Origin of the sequence: Anaeromyxobacter diazotrophicus (assembly GCF_013340205.1) — a bacterium.
GTDB classification, from domain to species: Bacteria; Myxococcota; Myxococcia; order Myxococcales; family Anaeromyxobacteraceae; genus Anaeromyxobacter_A; species Anaeromyxobacter_A diazotrophicus.
Window position 1 is genome coordinate 102,538 of record NZ_BJTG01000003.1, and the last position, 15,751, is coordinate 118,288.

At 74.1% G+C, this 15,751-nt stretch carries 12 protein-coding genes; 10 read left to right on the forward strand and 2 right to left on the reverse strand.

Features of this window, described 5'->3' with window-relative positions; all coding sequences use genetic code 11:
- Genes HWY08_RS06485 through HWY08_RS06495 form a run of 3 tightly spaced genes read left to right on the forward strand, consistent with a single transcriptional unit; the run spans position 1 to position 2,668 of the window.
- Positions 1 to 1,164 carry a pyruvate ferredoxin oxidoreductase gene (locus HWY08_RS06485; protein ID WP_176064053.1) on the forward strand — a complete coding sequence of 388 codons (1,164 nt, stop codon included), beginning with the start codon at positions 1 to 3 and terminating at the stop codon, positions 1,162 to 1,164.
- Positions 1,161 to 2,087, forward strand: a complete 927-nt coding sequence (locus HWY08_RS06490) for a thiamine pyrophosphate-dependent enzyme (protein ID WP_176064054.1) — start codon at positions 1,161 to 1,163, stop codon at positions 2,085 to 2,087. Before HWY08_RS06485 ends, HWY08_RS06490 begins: the two co-directional genes overlap by 4 nt.
- 17 nt (positions 2,088 to 2,104) lie before the next feature.
- Complete coding sequence (locus HWY08_RS06495) at positions 2,105 to 2,668, forward strand: helix-turn-helix domain-containing protein (protein WP_176064055.1); 564 nt, start codon at positions 2,105 to 2,107, stop codon at positions 2,666 to 2,668.
- Between the two features lie 25 nt (positions 2,669 to 2,693).
- Here HWY08_RS06495 and HWY08_RS06500 read toward each other — a convergent pair whose 3' ends face one another.
- Entirely contained in the window at positions 2,694 to 3,389 is a 696-nt protein-coding gene (locus tag HWY08_RS06500) for a YkgJ family cysteine cluster protein (protein WP_176064056.1), read from the reverse strand.
- A 153-nt stretch (positions 3,390 to 3,542) separates the two neighbouring features.
- On the opposite strand from HWY08_RS06500, the gene HWY08_RS06505 reads away from it, so the two are divergent.
- Both HWY08_RS06505 and HWY08_RS06510 read left to right on the forward strand, forming a co-directional pair.
- A complete protein-coding gene (locus tag HWY08_RS06505) occupies positions 3,543 to 4,319 on the forward strand; it encodes a VOC family protein (RefSeq protein ID WP_176064057.1) in 777 nt (258 codons plus the stop codon).
- Between the two features lie 189 nt (positions 4,320 to 4,508).
- Positions 4,509 to 5,171: a hypothetical protein gene (locus HWY08_RS06510; protein WP_176064058.1), complete on the forward strand. Its 663-nt coding sequence runs from the start codon at positions 4,509 to 4,511 to the stop codon at positions 5,169 to 5,171.
- Between the two features lie 51 nt (positions 5,172 to 5,222).
- Here HWY08_RS06510 and HWY08_RS06515 read toward each other — a convergent pair whose 3' ends face one another.
- The gene (locus HWY08_RS06515; protein ID WP_176064059.1) at positions 5,223 to 6,671 is read right to left on the reverse strand and encodes a glucoamylase family protein; all 1,449 of its coding nucleotides are present in this window, start codon (positions 6,669 to 6,671) and stop codon (positions 5,223 to 5,225) included.
- Positions 6,672 to 6,905: 234 nt separating this feature from the next.
- On the opposite strand from HWY08_RS06515, the gene HWY08_RS06520 reads away from it, so the two are divergent.
- The 5 genes from HWY08_RS06520 to HWY08_RS06540 all read left to right on the forward strand — a co-directional run bounded on the left by HWY08_RS06520 (position 6,906) and on the right by HWY08_RS06540 (position 15,682).
- Positions 6,906 to 8,561, forward strand: a complete 1,656-nt coding sequence (locus tag HWY08_RS06520; protein WP_255499560.1) for an OpgD/OpgG family glucan biosynthesis protein — start codon at positions 6,906 to 6,908, stop codon at positions 8,559 to 8,561.
- Positions 8,546 to 10,801, forward strand: a complete 2,256-nt coding sequence (gene mdoH, locus HWY08_RS06525; RefSeq protein WP_263858065.1) for a glucans biosynthesis glucosyltransferase MdoH — start codon at positions 8,546 to 8,548, stop codon at positions 10,799 to 10,801. Before HWY08_RS06520 ends, mdoH begins: the two co-directional genes overlap by 16 nt.
- Before the next feature lie 81 nt (positions 10,802 to 10,882).
- Positions 10,883 to 12,628 carry a transporter substrate-binding domain-containing protein gene (locus HWY08_RS06530; protein WP_235969497.1) on the forward strand — a complete coding sequence of 582 codons (1,746 nt, stop codon included), beginning with the start codon at positions 10,883 to 10,885 and terminating at the stop codon, positions 12,626 to 12,628.
- Entirely contained in the window at positions 12,625 to 14,049 is a 1,425-nt protein-coding gene (locus HWY08_RS06535) for a sigma-54-dependent transcriptional regulator (protein ID WP_176064062.1), read from the forward strand. The genes HWY08_RS06530 and HWY08_RS06535 overlap by 4 nt, the downstream gene beginning before the upstream one ends.
- A 319-nt stretch (positions 14,050 to 14,368) precedes the next feature.
- Complete coding sequence (locus HWY08_RS06540; RefSeq protein WP_176064063.1) at positions 14,369 to 15,682, forward strand: dicarboxylate/amino acid:cation symporter; 1,314 nt, start codon at positions 14,369 to 14,371, stop codon at positions 15,680 to 15,682.
- The last annotated feature ends 69 nt before the right edge of the window (positions 15,683 to 15,751 follow it).

Below are 15,751 nucleotides of genomic sequence, written 5' to 3' on the forward strand. Positions count from 1 at the left end.
ATGGCCGGTCAGCTCCTCAGCGCCAACCACGCCGCCGCCCTCGCCGCCGCGCTCGCCGGGCGGGCCAACCGCGCGGCGCGCGGCTTCTGCAGCGGCGTCTACCCCATCACGCCCTCCACCGAGTGCATGGAGCTCCTCTGCAACCAGGAGATCGAGAAGGGCGAGGTGGTGCGGGTCGAGAGCGAGCACAGCGCCATGGCGGTGTGCATCGGGGCGGCGGCGAGCGGGGCGCGCACGTTCAGCACCTCGTCCTCGAACGGGCTCGCGCTCATGGCGGAGAACGTGGTGGCCGCGGCGCTCCTGCGGCTGCCGGTGGTGATGGTGGCCGCGAACCGCACGCTCGGGCCGCCCTGGAACATCTGGGCGGACCACGGCGACACCCTGCTCCTGCGCGACAGCGGGTGGGTGCAGCTCTACTGCGCGGACAACCAGGAGGTCCTCGACAGCGTGCTGTGCGCCTACCGGCTCGCCGAGGACCGGCGGGTGCTCCTGCCGGTCCTCGTCTGCCAGGAGGGGTTCGTGCTCTCGCACACGATGACCGAGACCGACGTCCCCTCGCAGGAGCGCGTGGACCGGTTCCTGCCGCCGCTCGAGCTGCCCGGCCGGCTCGGCGCGACGCCGCGGGTGATGGGCGGCATCGACGCGCCGCACACCACCGAGGTGCACCGCGCCCAGCACCACGAGGCCATGGGGCGCGTCTTCGAGGTGTACCGCGAGGTGCAGGCGGCCTTCGAGCGCGAGCTCGGGCGACGCCCCGCCGACCCGGTGGTGGCCTACCGCGCCGAGGACGCCGAGGCGCTGATCGTGTCGATGGGCACCATCGCCTCCACCGTCGTGCGCGCCGTGGACGAGGCCCGCGCCCGCGGGGAGCGGCTCGGCGCCGTCCGAGTCCGCATGTTCCGGCCCTTCCCGGCGGACGCGCTCGCGCGGCTCTTCCGGGGCAAGCGGCGCATCGCGGTGATCGACCGGAACCTCAGCCTCGGGTTCGGCGGCGTGCTGTGGGGCGAGGCCCGGGGGCAGGCCGAGCCGGGGGCGATCGTGCAGGGCTACGTCATCGGGATCGGCGGCGGCGACGTCCGGCCCGCGCACGTCGCGGCCATCGCCGCCGATCTCGCGGCGCGCACCGCCGCGGGGGCGCCGGTCCTGCTGGAGGCGGGCACATGAGCGAGCTCACGGCGACCGTCGCCTCCGCCCCGGCGCCGGCGCGCGCCGCGCCGCTCCTGCGCCCGGGCAACAGCAACTGCCCCGGCTGCGGGATGTCGATGGCGCTCCAGATCTTCGCCCGCGGCATCGAGCACCGGCGCGTGCAGCTCGTCGTGCCGGCCTCGTGCGCGGCGGTGATGGCGGGGCCCTTCCCCACCACCTCCCTGGCGGCGCCGGTGGTGCTCTCCACCTTCGGCGCCGGCGCCGCCGTCGCCACCGGGCTGGCGCGCGTGGCGCGGCTCAACGGCGACGGCACGCGCGTCGTGTGCTGGGCCGGCGACGGCGGCACCTACGACATCGGGATGGCGAGCCTCTCCGCCGCGGCCGAGCGCGACGAGGACGTGCTCTACGTCTGCTACGACAACGAGATCTACGGCAACACCGGCGGCCAGCGCTCCTCGGCCACCCCCGCCGGGGCGAGCACCACCAACACCCCCGCCGGCAAGCTGGAGGAGAAGAAGGACATCCTCGCCATCCTGGCGGCGCACCGCGTCCGGTACGCGGCGTCGCTCTCCATCGCCCACCCGCAGGACGCGGTCCGCAAGGTGCGGCGCGCGCTCGACACCTCCGGCTTCCGGTTCCTGCACGTGCTCGCCCCGTGCCCCACCGGCTGGAAGTCGGAGCCCGCGCTCGGGATCGAGCTCGTCCGGCTGGCGGTGCGCTCGGGGCTCTACCCCATCGTGGAGATCGTGGAGGGTCGCAAGCTCGTCATCAACCACGAGCCCGACTTCTCGACGGAGGCGCTGGAGCTGTACCTGTCGCTGCAGCGGCGGTTCCAGCGGTCCGGGCTGTCGGCGGAGCGGTTCGCCGCCGCCATCGCCCAGAACTGGCGCGATCTGCGCGCGCGCAGCGGGCGCATCGTGCCCGCCGACCGCGAGGGGTGAAGGTCCGGGGGGACGGCATGCGAAAGGACATCGGCGAGCGCATCCGAAGGATGCGGGAGACGCAGGAGCTGACGCGGGACGAGGTGAGCCGCCTGGCCGGCCTCGGCGCCGATCGGCTCGCTGCGCTGGAGGAGGGGCGCGAGGTCCCCTCCATCGGCGTCGTCATCAAGCTCTCGCGCGTGCTCGGGTCGAAGCTGGGCGGGCTCCTCCACGGCGGCGCGGTCGCTTCCGAGGCGCTCACCGTCTGCCGCGCCGGGGAGGTCGGCGTGGGGTACGACCAGGGCGACACCGACCAGGGCTACACCTACCGCAGCCTCACGCGCCCCGGCACCCCCGGCCACGGCATGGAGCCGTTCCTGCTCACCTTCGATCCCCGCGCCAACGACGCGAGGCCGCTCGCGCACGACGGCCAGGAGTTCGTCTACGTGCTGGAGGGCGAGATCGAGCTCTTCCACGACGGCCAGCGGCACACGCTACGCCAGGGCGACAGCGCCTACCTCGACGCGACCCGCCCCCACCTCTTCCGCGGTCTGGGCGAGCGGCCGTCGCGGATGCTCGCGGTGGTGTGGTCGGCGGGGTAGGGCGGCCACTCCCGCCGCCCGCCGCTCACTCGAGCGGCACCCGCCCCCCGGCCGCCCAGGCCTCCACCAGGCCGGGGTCGGCCAGGAACGCGCCGGCCATGCCGGACACGTCCCGGCTCCGCGCGTCAAGGCCACGGGCGGAGAGCGCGGCCGCGACGGCCCGGTGCGCCTCGTCGTGGAGCGCCTTCTGGAGCAGGTTCATCCGGACGGCGCCGGCCCCCTCGTCCTCCTCGTCGCCGGCGCGCTCCGCGAGCGCGCGGCGGCACTCCGCCGCGTCCAGGGAGGAGACGCCGCGGCAAGCGAGCGGCCGGACCGGGTGGACGGCGCACGCGCCGTGCGCGTCGAGGAACGGACACGCGAGGCCGCCCCGGATCCGCTCGGCGTCCTCGCACCAGCGGACCCGCTCGTGGAAGGCGAGCAGCGCGGCGGCGCGGCGCGCGACCTCGCCCGGCGCGAGCCGCCGGCGGAGGAAGCCCGCCACCGCGAGGCCCTCCACCGGGAGCGTCGCCACGTTCACGGTGCAACAGGCCGCGCACCCCGGCGCGCAGGCCGGCCGCGGCTCGTCGCGGCCCGCGCTCGACTCCAGCGCGAGCGCGATCCGCCGCTCGAGCGCCGCGCCGAGCGCCAGGAAGCCTTCCTCGTCGCGGCACCCGCCGGCGAGGGCCTGCGCCGTCAGGCGCTCGAGCTCGCGGCCGCACTCCAGGACCGGCGCCTCGTCCATCGCCTCACCCCTGCGCCGATGCTGCCAGGTCCGCGCGGCGGAGGGCACGCCCCGGGCAGGCCGGGCGCGGCGCGCGCTGAGGGGCGCGGCTATGGGGGAGCGCCGTGGCGCGCTTGAAGCGCCACGGGGTGAATCCCTCCAGGAGGATGCACGATGGCCAGCTCGAACCAGGGTCTCTTCGTCTGGTACGAACACCTCACGAAGGACGTCGCGGCGGCGATCGCCTTCTACTCCGACGTCGTCGGGTGGAAGACGCAGCCGTTCGGAGAGGGCGGCCACGACTACACGATGTGGGTGGGCAGCCAGGGGCCGCTGGGCGGGGTGATGGAGCTCCCGGCCGAGGCGGCGAAGATGGGCGCGCGGCCGCACTGGATGGCGCACGTCCAGGTCGACGACGTCGACGCGGCGGCGAAGCTCGCGAAGAAGCTCGGCGGGAAGGTGTGGAAGGAGCCCGAGGACATCCCGACCGTGGGGCGGTTCGCGGTGCTGGCCGATCCGCAGGGGCCGGTCTTCTCCGTCTTCAAGCCGAGCGGCCCGATGTCGCTCCACGACCCCGCCAAGGACGGCGAGTTCTGCTGGAACGAGCTGTTGACGAGCGACAGCGCCGCCGCGGCCAGGTTCTACGGCGAGCTCCTCGGCTGGAAGATCCTGGAAGAGATGGACATGGGGCCGATGGGCACCTACCGGATCTTCGGCGTCGGCGACCGGCGGCTGGGCGGGATGATGACGACGCCGAAGGGCGCGCCGCCGCCGCCCATGTGGCTCTACTACGCGTCGACGAGCGACCTCGACGCGGCGATCGGGCGCGCCACCCGCAAGGGCGGAAAGGTCATGAACGGCCCGATGGACGTGCCCGGCGGCGGGCGCATCGCGCAGCTGATGGACCCGCAGGGCGCGGCGTTCGCGCTGCACCAGGCGCCGAGGAAGTGAGGCCTCGCGCGCACCGCGATATGGGTGCCCGCGCAAGGCTTGCACCGCTGCACCGTCCGTGAGATCCGGCAGGGCAGCGTCAACTCACGGGTTCCACGCCCGGTCGCCCGCTGGCGCGCGGCGTGCAGCCTGCGCGCCGCCGGAAACCTCAGGCTGCCCCTCCTGGTGCGAGCCTGGCGGAGGTCACGCGTGAGAGTGCCGAGCCTGCTGTTCGCCGCCGCCGTGGTCGCGGCCCTCCCCTCGGCCGGGCGCGCCGACGGCCCGGGGGCGTGCCACTGCTACCGCGAGCGGACCTTCGACCTCGAGCGCCCCGGCGCGGCCGATCCCTACATCCTCGCCACCAGCCGCAGCTCCCTCCTCTCGGCGGCGTTCGGACCTCCGAAGCGTGAGCTGGTCGAGGCGGTGATGACCGGGACCTCGCCCGACGACCTCTGGGTCGCGCACTGGGCCGCCTCCAGGATCGGCGCCGACCCCTCGCGGCTGCTCGAGGCCAAGAAGGCCGGTGGCTCGTGGAAGGCGGCGCTCGCGCCGCCCGGCCGCCTCGGCAAGGCGTTCGAGGGCGCGCTGTCGCGCGGCGCGCCGGACGGCGAGCTCGCCGCCCTGGCCGTGGACGACGTCCTCACCTCCCGGCTGCGGGCCGAGCCCGCGGCCGTCGCCGCGCTGCACGAGGCGGGCGCGTCGCCCAGCGAGGCCATCCTGGCCGTCGTCCTCGCGGACCGCCTCCAGACGAAGCCGGCCACCGTCCTCGCGTCGGTGAAGGGCGGCCACGCCACCTGGGGCCAGGTGCTCCAGGGGCTCGGCCTCACCCCCAAGGACGTCGATCCGCTCGTCCGGCAGCTCGAGTCGCGCTGAAGCCGGGACCGACCGTCTCGGTAGGGCGGGGGCTCGTCCCCCGCCGCAGGGTCAGCGGAGCGACAGCGACGCCTGCCGCTCGGGCGCGCCGAGCCAGCCGCCGCTGAACCCCGCGCGCTCGAGCCCGCTCGCGAGGACGGGGCTCTTCCGGAGGAGCTGCCACACGAAGCCGGTGCGGTAGTTCTCCACCATGAGCAGGATCGGCCCCTGGTCGATGCCCAGGTAGGCGTCGTCGAACCACCCCTGCGGCGCCCCGGGATAGGAGAGGTTGAAGGCGTCCTTGAACCCGTACGCACCGTAGAGGCGGTCGCCGAAGCGCTCCTTGAAGCTCACCAGGGTGGGGATGGCCACCTCCGGCGCGAACGCCACCGAGCCGCCCGCGGCGGTGGGCGCGATGGTCCCGTCGTCGGTGGCCGCGTCCGCGCCGCGCGCCCAGTAGGCGCGGAACCGCTCCGCGCCGGGCGGCGGGCGGGCGGAGTCGAGCGGGCCGTCGGAGGCGGTCAGCCCCCACCCGAGCTCGCCGTAGCCCTTCCAGCCGCCGGGGTTGGCGATGCAGTAGGCGCGGTTGGCGTAGGTCGCGCGCACGGAGTTCTGGAAGTAGTCGCTCCCCCGCGCGCGCATGACGCGGTCCTGGATCCCGCGGAAGTCGATCCAGACGTGCGAGTACTGGTGGCCGAAGAGCGGCCCGAAGGCCACGTGCGCCGGCCCGCGGGACCCGTCCCACTGGTACGAGCTGGCCCACGCCTCCCAGGCCCGCGGGTCGACCGGGTGCGTCGGCGACCCGAGCGCCAGGACGTAGAGCAGCATGCCCTCGTTGTAGCCGCTCCAGTCCACGTCGATGAAGCCCGCCTCCGGGCTCCAGCCCATGCTGAGGAGCGGCGCGTGGCGGGGCGAGGTGGCCCAGGCCCAGTCCACCCTCCGGTAGAGGCGATCGGCGAGGCGGCGGATGGCGCGCTCGGTCGCGTCCTCCCGGTCGAAGTACGCCTGTGACGAGAGGACCCCGGCCATGAGCAGCGCGGTGTCGATGGTGGACAGCTCCGAGCGGTTCGCCCGGACGGCGCGGCGGGCGTCGAGGAAGTGGTAGTAGAGGCCGTGGTGGCCGGAGGTGCCCTCGGCTTCGGGGCCCTGCGGCGCGCGCCAGAGCGTCTCGAGCGTGACCAGCGTCCGCGCGGCGGCGTCCGCTCGCGAGACGTAGCCCCGCTCGACGCCCACCAGGTACGACGTCAGCGCGAACCCCACCGCCGCCACGCTCGACACGTCCGACCCCGGCGCGCGGTCGGGGGTGAGCCCGGTCCCGGCGGGGGACGCCTCCCAGAAGAACTTGAAGGTGTCGCGCTGGAGCTGGTCCAGGAACGCCTGCTGCGCTGGCGAAGCGCGGAAGGGCCGAGGCGCGGCGGCGTCACCCTGGGTGACCCCGGCTGCGGCCCTCGCTCCCGCGGGCGAGAAGGCGAAGAGCGCCGCTGCGCCGACAGCGCACAGCGCCGTACGTGTGTGCCTCATGCGCACGTCCAGTCGTCTGCTTTCCATTCGGGGCTGGAACGGTCCGCCCGCGCCGCGAAATTCCTCCGCGCGACCGGCGGCGGAGGGGCGGCCGAGGCGTTGCTCGCTCACTTTGGGTGAATGGCGCGCGGGTCCGCGAGGCGCTCACCGCGCCCGCCCCACGGCGGACGGACGTCTTGGGCTCTGCGGGTGGCCGCGGGCGCGCGTCGGGGCCATCCTGTCCGCGACGACGCGATGGGACGAACTGAAAAAAGCCGCTCGGATGCTGGCTTTTGCGGCAGGCCGTGCGCGGGACGCGGGCAGGGGCGCGGGGGCGGTCCGGCGATCGGGCTGCTGGCCGCGATCGGCCTGGCGCTCCCTGCGCAGGCGCTCGCCGCCCCGCCGCCCGCGGGCCACCCGCCGGAGATCCATCCGATCACCCGGGCGGAGCCGCGCCTGGCGCGCGACGGGCCGTTCGGCCCGGGGACCGTGATCGCGCTCGCTCGGGCGCTCGCCCAGGCGCCGTATGCCCCGCCGCCCGCCACGGTGCCGGACAGCCTGGCGAAGCTCACCTACGACCAGTACCGCGACATCCGGTTCCGGCCCTCGGAGACGATCTGGGCGCACCCGAGCCGCGGCTTCCACCTGCAGCTCCTGCCCCCCGGCTACCTCTTCACCAGCGGCGTCGAGCTGGCGCTGGTGAAGGACGGCCGGGCGAAGCACCTCGCCTACCGCCCGGACCTGTTCACGGCCGGGAAGCTCGTCCCGGCGCCGCTGCCGGCCGAGGACGTCGGCTTCTCGGGCTTCCGGCTGCTGTACCCCTTGAACGACCGGCGGCACTTCGACGAGGTGGCGGTCTTCCAGGGCGCGAGCTACTTCCGCTCGCTCGGCCGCGACCAGGAGTACGGGCTGTCGGCGCGCGGCCTGGCGGTGAAGGTGGGGCACCCGAGCGGCGAGGAGTTCCCCGCCTTCCGGGCCTTCTGGATCGAGGAGCCGAAGCCGCGCAGCGCGGCGGTGACGGTGCACGCGCTCCTCGACAGCCCGAGCGTCGCCGGGGCCTACCGGTTCGAGATCCACCCGGGCCGCGACACGGTCATGCTGGTCGAGGCGGTGCTCTTCCCCCGCGTCGCGCTGGCGGAGGCGGGCCTCGCCCCTGGCACGAGCATGTTCATGTTCGCGCCGAGCGAGCGCGGCGGGGTGGACGACTTCCGCCCCCAGGTCCACGACTCGGACGGGCTCCTCGTGGTGAACGGCCGGGGCGAGCACCTGTGGCGGCCGCTCGCGAACCCCACCCGACTGCAGATCAGCGCCTTCGCGGACCAGGGGCCGCGCGGATTCGGCCTCGTGCAGCGCGACCGCGACCCGGACCACTACCAGGACCTCGAGTCCCGCTTCGAGCGCCGCCCGAGCCTGTGGGTCGAGCCGGCGGGCGACTGGGGCGAGGGCGAGGTGGTCCTGACCGAGATCCCGTCGGACGCCGAGATCCACGACAACGTGGTGGCCTTCTGGCACCCGCGCCGGCCCATCCCCGCGGGCGGCGAGCTCCGCTTCGCCTACCGGCTGGCGTGGGGCGACGAGCCGTCCGCCGAGCGCGAGCTCCTCCGCGTGGTGGGGACCGCCGTCGGCCGCGCGGACGTGAAGGCGCCGACGCCGGTCCGCCGCTTCGTCGTCGACTATGCGCCGGGGCGTCAGGCGTGCGACGGAGCGTGCGCCGCCCCGACCGCCGTGGTGACCGCCTCGGCCGGAAAGGTCCACGACGTGGTCGTGAGTGACAACCCGCTCACGCACGGTTATCGGGTGACCTTCATCCTCGACCCCGAGAAGGCGGAGCTGAGCGAGCTGCGGCTCGAGCTCGAGCTCGGGGGTTCACGTTGCGCGGAGGTCTGGCTCTACCGATGGACGAAGCGTTGAGGCAGCGGGAGGGGGGCGCCCCGGGGTCCGGCCGCGAGGAGCGGGGCATGCCGCCCGAGCGGCCGCGCCCGATGCCGTCGCAGGCGCTCGGGCGGTTCGACGGGGCGAGCCGGCGGAGGCCGCGCGACCCGCGCCGGGCGCGCACGCCGGCGTGGCGGCGGGCGGCGGTGTTCGGGGCGGCCCTGGCGCTGGCCGGCTACGCCATCGAGGAGATGTGGCGCGCGCTGGCGGTCGGCCACCTGACGCCGGTCGCGGTCGCGGTGCTGGCGCTCTTCGCGGTCAACTTCGCCTGGATCAGCCTGCCGCTGGTGACGTCGCTGGTCGGGTTCGCCCGGGTGGTGACGCGCCGCCGCGAGGGCGCGCCCGCCGATCGCCCGCTCCGCACGCGCACCGCGCTCCTCCTGCCCACCTACAACGAGGATCCCGCCCGCGTCGCGGCGGCCCTCGAGGCGATGGGGCGCGACCTCGCCGCCCGGGGCGCGGGGCGCGCCTTCGACCTGTTCCTGCTCAGCGACACCACCCGCGGGGACGTCGCCCTGGCGGAGCTGGAGGCGGTCCGGCTCCTCCGGCGGCGGCTCGAGGGCGCGGTCCGCGTCTTCTACCGGCGCCGCGCGCGGAACGTCGCCCACAAGCCGGGCAACATCCGCGACTTCTGCGAGCGGTGGGGCGGCGCCTACGACCACCTGCTCGTCCTCGACGCCGACAGCCTCATGGACGGCGCCACCCTGGTCGCGCTGGCCCAGCGGATGGAGGACGACCCGGACGCAGGGCTCATCCAGACCCTGCCGCGCCTCCACCGCGGGACGACGCTGCTCGCGCGCGTGCAGCAGTTCGCCGGCAGCGTCTACGGCGCCTTGCTCGGCGACGGGCTCGCGTGGTGGACGGGGAGCGAGGGCAACTTCTGGGGCCACAACGCCATCCTCCGCACCGAGGCCTTCCTCGCCTGCGCCGGGCTCCCGGTGCTGCCGGGCGAGCCGCCCTTCGGCGGCTTCATCCTCAGCCACGACTTCGTGGAGGCGGCGCTCCTCCGGCGCGGCGGCTGGAAGGTGACGATCGCCGCCGACCTGGCGGGCTCCTACGAGGAGGGCCCGTCGTCCATCCTGGACCTGGCCGTCCGCGACCGGCGCTGGTGCCAGGGCAACCTCCAGCACGCGCGGGTCCTCGGGGCGAAGGGCCTGCACTGGCTCTCCCGGCTGCACTTCGTGGCCGGGATCATGTCGTACCTCTCCTCGCCCATCTGGCTCCTGTTCGTGATCTCGGCGCTGGCGCTCGGCGTCCAGTACGAGTCGGCCCGGCAGCAGTACTTCTCGCACGTGCAGACGCTCTTCCCGCTGTGGCCGCGCATCGACCCGGAGCGCGCGGTCCGCCTCTTCGCGCTCACCCTGGGCGTGCTGTTCGGGCCGAAGGTGCTGGGCTTCCTGTCGGTCGTGGTGAGGCCGGGGCGGCGCCGCGCGCACGGCGGGCTCCTCCTCGCGACGCTGGGCTTCGCGCTCGAGGTGGTGGTCTCGGCGCTCATCGCGCCCATCCAGGCGCTCATCCACTGCGGGCTCGTCGCGGACGTCCTGCGCGGCCGGAGCTCCGGCTGGCGGGCGCAGCGCCGGGAGGGCGCGAGCCTCGCCTGGCCGGAGGCGCTGCGCGCGCACCGCTGGCACGCCCTGGTGGGCCTCGCCCTGGCCCTGGTGGCCTGGAGCATCTCCTGGCAGATGGCGGCCTGGCTCGCGCCCGCCGCCCTGGGGCTGGTGCTGGCGGCGCCGCTCTCGAAGCTCGTCGCGTCGGGCGCCGTGGGCCGCGCCGTCCGGCGCGCCGGCCTGCTCCGCACCCCGGAGGAGACGCGGACGCCCCCCATCGCGCGCGCGGTCGAGCTCGTCCTGCCCGCCTACCGCGCCGCGCTCGCGGAGACGCCCGACCTCGCGAGCGTGGTCGAGGACCCGCGGCTCCTGCAGCGCCACCTCGCGCTCACCGACCGGGCGCCGTCCGGCGGGGGCGGCGCCTTCGATCCGGTCGAGGCCGTGGCGGAGAAGAAGATCCGGGAGGCGGGCACGGTGGCGGAGGCGATCGCCGCCCTCACCTTCGAGGAGCGAGGCCGCGTGCAGGCGCGCCCCGCGCTCCTGCGCCTGCTCGCGACGGTGCGCGCGCGGGCCGAGCGGAGGGCCGACGCCGGCGCCAGCGGCGCCGCCTCGTGGTGGGGCCTCCCGCGCCCGCAGCTGGACCTCCCGGTGGACGCCCGCGACCTCGGGTAGTCGGGTAGGGCAGGGAGCGCGGGGCGGGATGCAGGGGAGGCGCAGCCAGCTCGCGGCCGCTTTGGGGTAGCGTGTCGCCTCGTGACGGTCCCGCGACCCCTCCTCGCGCTCGCCTCGGCGGGCGTGCTGGCGCTCACCGCGCCGCCTGCCCGGGCGCAGCCCCTCGACGAGCCCGCCGGCCACGCCATCGTGGTGGGCCTCGACCGCGACTACCCGCCCTACGAGTTCGTCGACGCGGCCGGGCACCCGGCCGGCTTCAACGTCGACCTCACCCGCGCCATCGCCGAGGTGATGGGCATGACGGTCGAGTTCCGCTCCGGGACCTGGGCCGAGATGCGCGCCGGCCTGCTCTCGGGCGAGATCGACGTCCTGCAGGGCCTCACCTATTCGCAGGAGCGGGCCCGGGAGCTCGACTTCGCGCCGCCGCACGCCATCATCCAGCACGCCATCTTCGCCCGCCGCGGCACCCCGCCGGTCGCGTCGCTCGACGAGCTGCGCGGGAAGAAGGTGATCGTGTTCGGCGGCGGGATCATGGACGAGACCCTCACCGGGCGCGGGTTCGGGGCGGACCTCGTGCGCACCGGCACCCCCGCCGACGCGCTGCGGCTCCTCGCCTCGGGCCAGCACGAGTACGTGGCGCTGGCGCTCCTCCCCGGGATCCACATCCTCCGCGAGCTGCACCTCACGAACGTCGTCCCGGTGGCGCGGCGGGTGGCGGTCGAGCGGTACGGCTACGCCGTGAAGAAGGGCCACGGCGAGCTCGTGGCCCGCTTCGACGAGGGGCTCGCCATCCTCAAGCAGACCGGCCGCTACGACGCCATCCAGGAGCGCTGGCTGGGGGTGCTCGAGCCGCGCGGTCCGGGGCTCCGCACCATCCTCGAGTACGTGAGCCTGGCGCTCGTGCCGCTGCTCCTCGTGCTCGGCGGCACGGTGCTGTGGTCGCGCTCGCTGCAGAAGCTCGTGGCGCAGCGGACCGCGTCGCTGGCGCGCGAGGTCGCCGAGCGCAAGCGCTCCGAGGAGGAGCTGCGGCAGCACCAGCAGCAGCTCATCCAGGCGGGCAAGATGGCCGCGCTCGGCGTGCTGGTCTCGGGCGTGGCGCACGAGATCAACAACCCGAACGGCTACATCCTCCTCAACATGCCCATCCTCAAGGCCGCCCTGCTCGACGCCTGCGAGGTGCTCGACGCCCGCCGCCAGGAGCTGGGCGCGCGCTTCGAGCTCGCCGGCCTCCCCTACGACCGGATGCGCGCGGAGCTGCCGCAGATGCTCGACGAGATGCTGGCCGGCGGGCGGCGCATCAAGCGCATCGTCGACGACCTCAAGAACTTCGCGCGCCGCGAGGACGCGCCGGCGCTCGAGCCCATGGACGTGAACGCCGTGGCCGCCGCCGCGGTCCGGCTGGTCGACGTCTCGATCCGGAAGGCGACGCACCGGTTCACCCTGGAGCTGGGGCGGGACCTGCCGCGCGTCCTCGGCAACCCGCAGCGCATCGAGCAGGTCCTCGTGAACCTGCTCCTCAACGCCTGCCAGGCGCTGCCCGGCCCCGAGCGCGCGGTCCGCCTCGCGACGCGCCACGACCCCGCGCGCGGCGAGGTGGTGGTCGAGGTGGCGGACGAGGGCGCCGGCATCGCCCCCGAGGACCTGCCCCGCCTCACCGACCCGTTCTTCACCACCAAGCGCGAGACGGGCGGGACCGGCCTCGGGCTCTCGATCTCCGCCACCATCGTGAAGGAGCACGGCGGCGCGCTCCAGTTCGAGTCCGCGGTCGGCGCCGGCACCACGGTGTCCTTCGCGCTGCGCGCGATCTCGACGGAGGCGGCGGCATGAGCGAGCGGGTCTCCCCGGCCTTCGGGATCCTCCTCGTCGACGACGAGCCGGCCTGGCTGCGCTCGCTCGCCATGACCCTCGAGCGCTCCGCCGGCCTCACCCACCTCATCACCTGCGACGACCCGCGGCGCGTCCTCGAGATCCTCGACGGGGACGACGTGGGCGTGGTGCTGCTCGATCTCACCATGCCGCACCTCTCGGGCGAGGAGCTCCTGGCGCTGATCGCGGCCGACCACCCGGGCGTCTCGGTGATCGTGGTGAGCGGCATGAACCAGATCGAGACGGCGGTCCGGTGCGTGAAGCTCGGCGCGTTCGACTACCACGTGAAGACCGACGAGGAGGATCGCCTGGTGGCGGGCGTGCTGCGCGCCGTCCGCATGCAGGAGCTGCAGCGCGAGAACCTCGAGATGTCGAGCCGGCTGCTGGCCGGCGCGCCGCAGCACCCGGAGGCCTTCTCCGGCATCGTCACCAGCGACCCGACGATGCGCACCCTCTTCTCGTACATCGAGGCGGTGGCGCGGAGCCCGCAGCCGCTGCTCATCACCGGCGAGAGCGGCGTCGGCAAGGAGCTCATCGCCCGCGCGACGCACCAGCTCTCCGGCTGCCGCGGCGCGCTGGTGGCGGTGAACGTCGCCGGGGTGGACGACCCGGTCTTCGCCGACACGCTCTTCGGGCACGTGCGCGGCGCCTTCACCGGCGCCGAGCAGCCGCGCCGGGGCGTGGTGGAGGAGGCGGCGGACGGCACCCTGTTCCTCGACGAGATCGGGGACCTCAGCATCGCCTCCCAGGTGAAGCTGCTCCGGTTCCTGCAGGACGGCGAGTACTTCCCGCTCGGCAGCGATCGCCCGAAGCGCGTCAAGGCGCGCGTCATCGTCGCCACCCACCAGGACCTCACCGCCAAGGAGAAGGCGGGCCTCTTCCGGCGCGACCTCTACTACCGGCTGCGCACGCACCGGGTGCGCGTCCCGCCGCTGCGCGAGCGCAAGGGCGACGTGCCGCTCCTCCTCGAGCACTTCCTCGACGAGGCGGCGCGCTCCCTGGGCAAGAAGAAGCCCACCGCCCCTAGGCAGCTGGCGCAGCTCCTGGCGGCGCACGACTTCCCGGGCAACGTGCGCGAGCTGAAGGCGATGGTCTTCGACGCCGTCAGCGTCCACAAGGAGCGCGTCCTCTCGATGGACTCCTTCCTCGACGCCATCGGCCTCCGGCGCGGCGCGCCGGCCGCGGCGCCGGCGGGCGAGGGCGAGGGGGAGAAGAACCCCTTCGCCGGCCTGGAGCGCCTGCCGGGCTTCGACGAGAGCCTGGAGCTGCTGATCCAGGAGGCGATGTCGCGCGCCGGCGGCAACCAGACGCTGGCGGCGCGGCTGCTCGGGATCTCGCAGCCGGCGCTCTCGAAGCGGCTCAAGTCGTATCGCCGCGGCTAGGCGGGTCGGCGCGAACCCGTATTCCGGCCGGAATGCGCATTCCGTCCGGCATCGCGCCGCGAGCGGCCCGTGGATACGCCGGAAAACGCTCGCTCACGCCGAAGCTCCATTCCAGACGGCATACCCGTTCGCCACGCGCGCGCCGCGCCTCCGGTGCGTGAGACCCCGCGGGGACAGCGCGTTCGCGCGCAGCACACCCTGTCGCACCGGACGGCATCGTCCGTGCTCAGGAGGAGAGCTCCCGGGCTCAGGGGAGCTGGCGACGCGCCGCGTCGTGCAACCCAGCCGACGCGGCCGCCGGCGCCGCAAGGAGGACGACGTGAAGCGCTTCTCCCGTAGCCTCTACCTGCAAGTCATCACGGCCGTGATCATCGGCGCGCTGGTCGGGCACCTCTACCCGGCCGTCGGGACGCAGATGAAGCCGCTCGGCGAGGGCTTCATCAAGCTCGTCAAGATGCTCATCGCCCCGATCGTCTTCTCCACGGTCGTGACCGGCATCGCGAAGATGGGCGATCTGAAGAAGGTCGGCCGCGTGGGCCTCAAGGGCATCATCTACTTCGAGGTCCTCACCACCATCGCCCTCGCCATCGGCCTCCTGGTGGGCAAGGTCCTCGTGCCGGGCGCCGGGATGAACGTGAACCCGGCCACCCTCGACACCAAGGCCATCGCCAGCTACACGGCGCCGTCGGCGCACCTGTCCACGATGGACTTCGTGATGAACATCATCCCGAAGGACGTCGCCGACGCGTTCGCGCGCGGCGAGATCCTCCAGGTGCTGTTCTTCTCCATCCTGTTCGGCGTCGCGCTGGCCGGCATGAAGGGCGACTACGCCAAGGTGGTGCTCCAGTTCATCGACGGCCTCTCCGGCGTCCTCTTCAAGATCGTCGGCATCGTGATGCGGGTCGCGCCCATCGGCGCGTTCGGCGCCATGGCCTTCACCGTGGGGAAGTACGGGGTGAAGACGCTGGTGAGCCTCGCCAAGCTCATCGGCACCTTCTACACGACGAGCGTCCTCTTCGTGTTCCTGGTGCTGGGCCTGGTGATGCTGATCTGCCGGCTCAACATCTTCAAGTTCCTCCGGTACATCAAGGAGGAGATCCTGATCGTCCTCGGGACGAGCTCGTCCGAGTCGGCGCTCCCCCTCATGATGCGCAAGATGGAGAAGCTCGGCTGCGGCAAGCCGGTGGTCGGGCTCGTCGTGCCGATGGGCTACTCCTTCAACCTGGACGGCACCTCCATCTACCTGACGCTCGCCACGCTCTTCATCGCCCAGGCGACGAACACCCACGTCACCATGGGCCAGGAGCTCGAGATCCTGGCCGTGCTCCTGCTCACCTCGAAGGGCGCGGCGGCGGTGACGGGCGGCGGCTTCATCACGCTCGCCGCCACCCTGTCGGCGGTCGGCAACATCCCGGTGGCGGGCCTCACCCTGCTGCTCGGCGTGGACCGCTTCATGTCCGAGGCGCGCGCCATCACGAACCTCATCGGCAACGGCGTGGCCTCGGTGGCGGTGTCGCGCTGGGAGGGCGAGCTCGACGTGGAGCGGGCGCGGGCCATGCTCGACCGCAAGGTCCTGCCCGAGGCGATCGACGAGGCGGAGCCGGAGGCCCTCGGCGTCGCCGCGCAGGCCTGAGGAGCCCCATGAAGACCTTCCTCTCGACCCTGAAGCGCGCGCTCGGCGTCCTGGCCGAGCTGGAGCGCA

Coding starts and splice junctions, on each gene's coding strand:
- HWY08_RS06485 (WP_176064053.1), top strand. CDS start 1: ATGGCCGGTCAGCTCCTCAGCGCCAACCACGCCGCCGCCCTCGCCGCC.
- HWY08_RS06490 (WP_176064054.1), top strand. CDS start 1,161: ATGAGCGAGCTCACGGCGACCGTCGCCTCCGCCCCGGCGCCGGCGCGC.
- HWY08_RS06495 (WP_176064055.1), top strand. CDS start 2,105: ATGCGAAAGGACATCGGCGAGCGCATCCGAAGGATGCGGGAGACGCAG.
- HWY08_RS06500 (WP_176064056.1), bottom strand. CDS start 3,389: ATGGACGAGGCGCCGGTCCTGGAGTGCGGCCGCGAGCTCGAGCGCCTG.
- HWY08_RS06505 (WP_176064057.1), top strand. CDS start 3,543: ATGGCCAGCTCGAACCAGGGTCTCTTCGTCTGGTACGAACACCTCACG.
- HWY08_RS06515 (WP_176064059.1), bottom strand. CDS start 6,671: ATGAGGCACACACGTACGGCGCTGTGCGCTGTCGGCGCAGCGGCGCTC.
- HWY08_RS06520 (WP_255499560.1), top strand. CDS start 6,906: ATGGGACGAACTGAAAAAAGCCGCTCGGATGCTGGCTTTTGCGGCAGG.
- mdoH (WP_263858065.1), top strand. CDS start 8,546: ATGGACGAAGCGTTGAGGCAGCGGGAGGGGGGCGCCCCGGGGTCCGGC.
- HWY08_RS06535 (WP_176064062.1), top strand. CDS start 12,625: ATGAGCGAGCGGGTCTCCCCGGCCTTCGGGATCCTCCTCGTCGACGAC.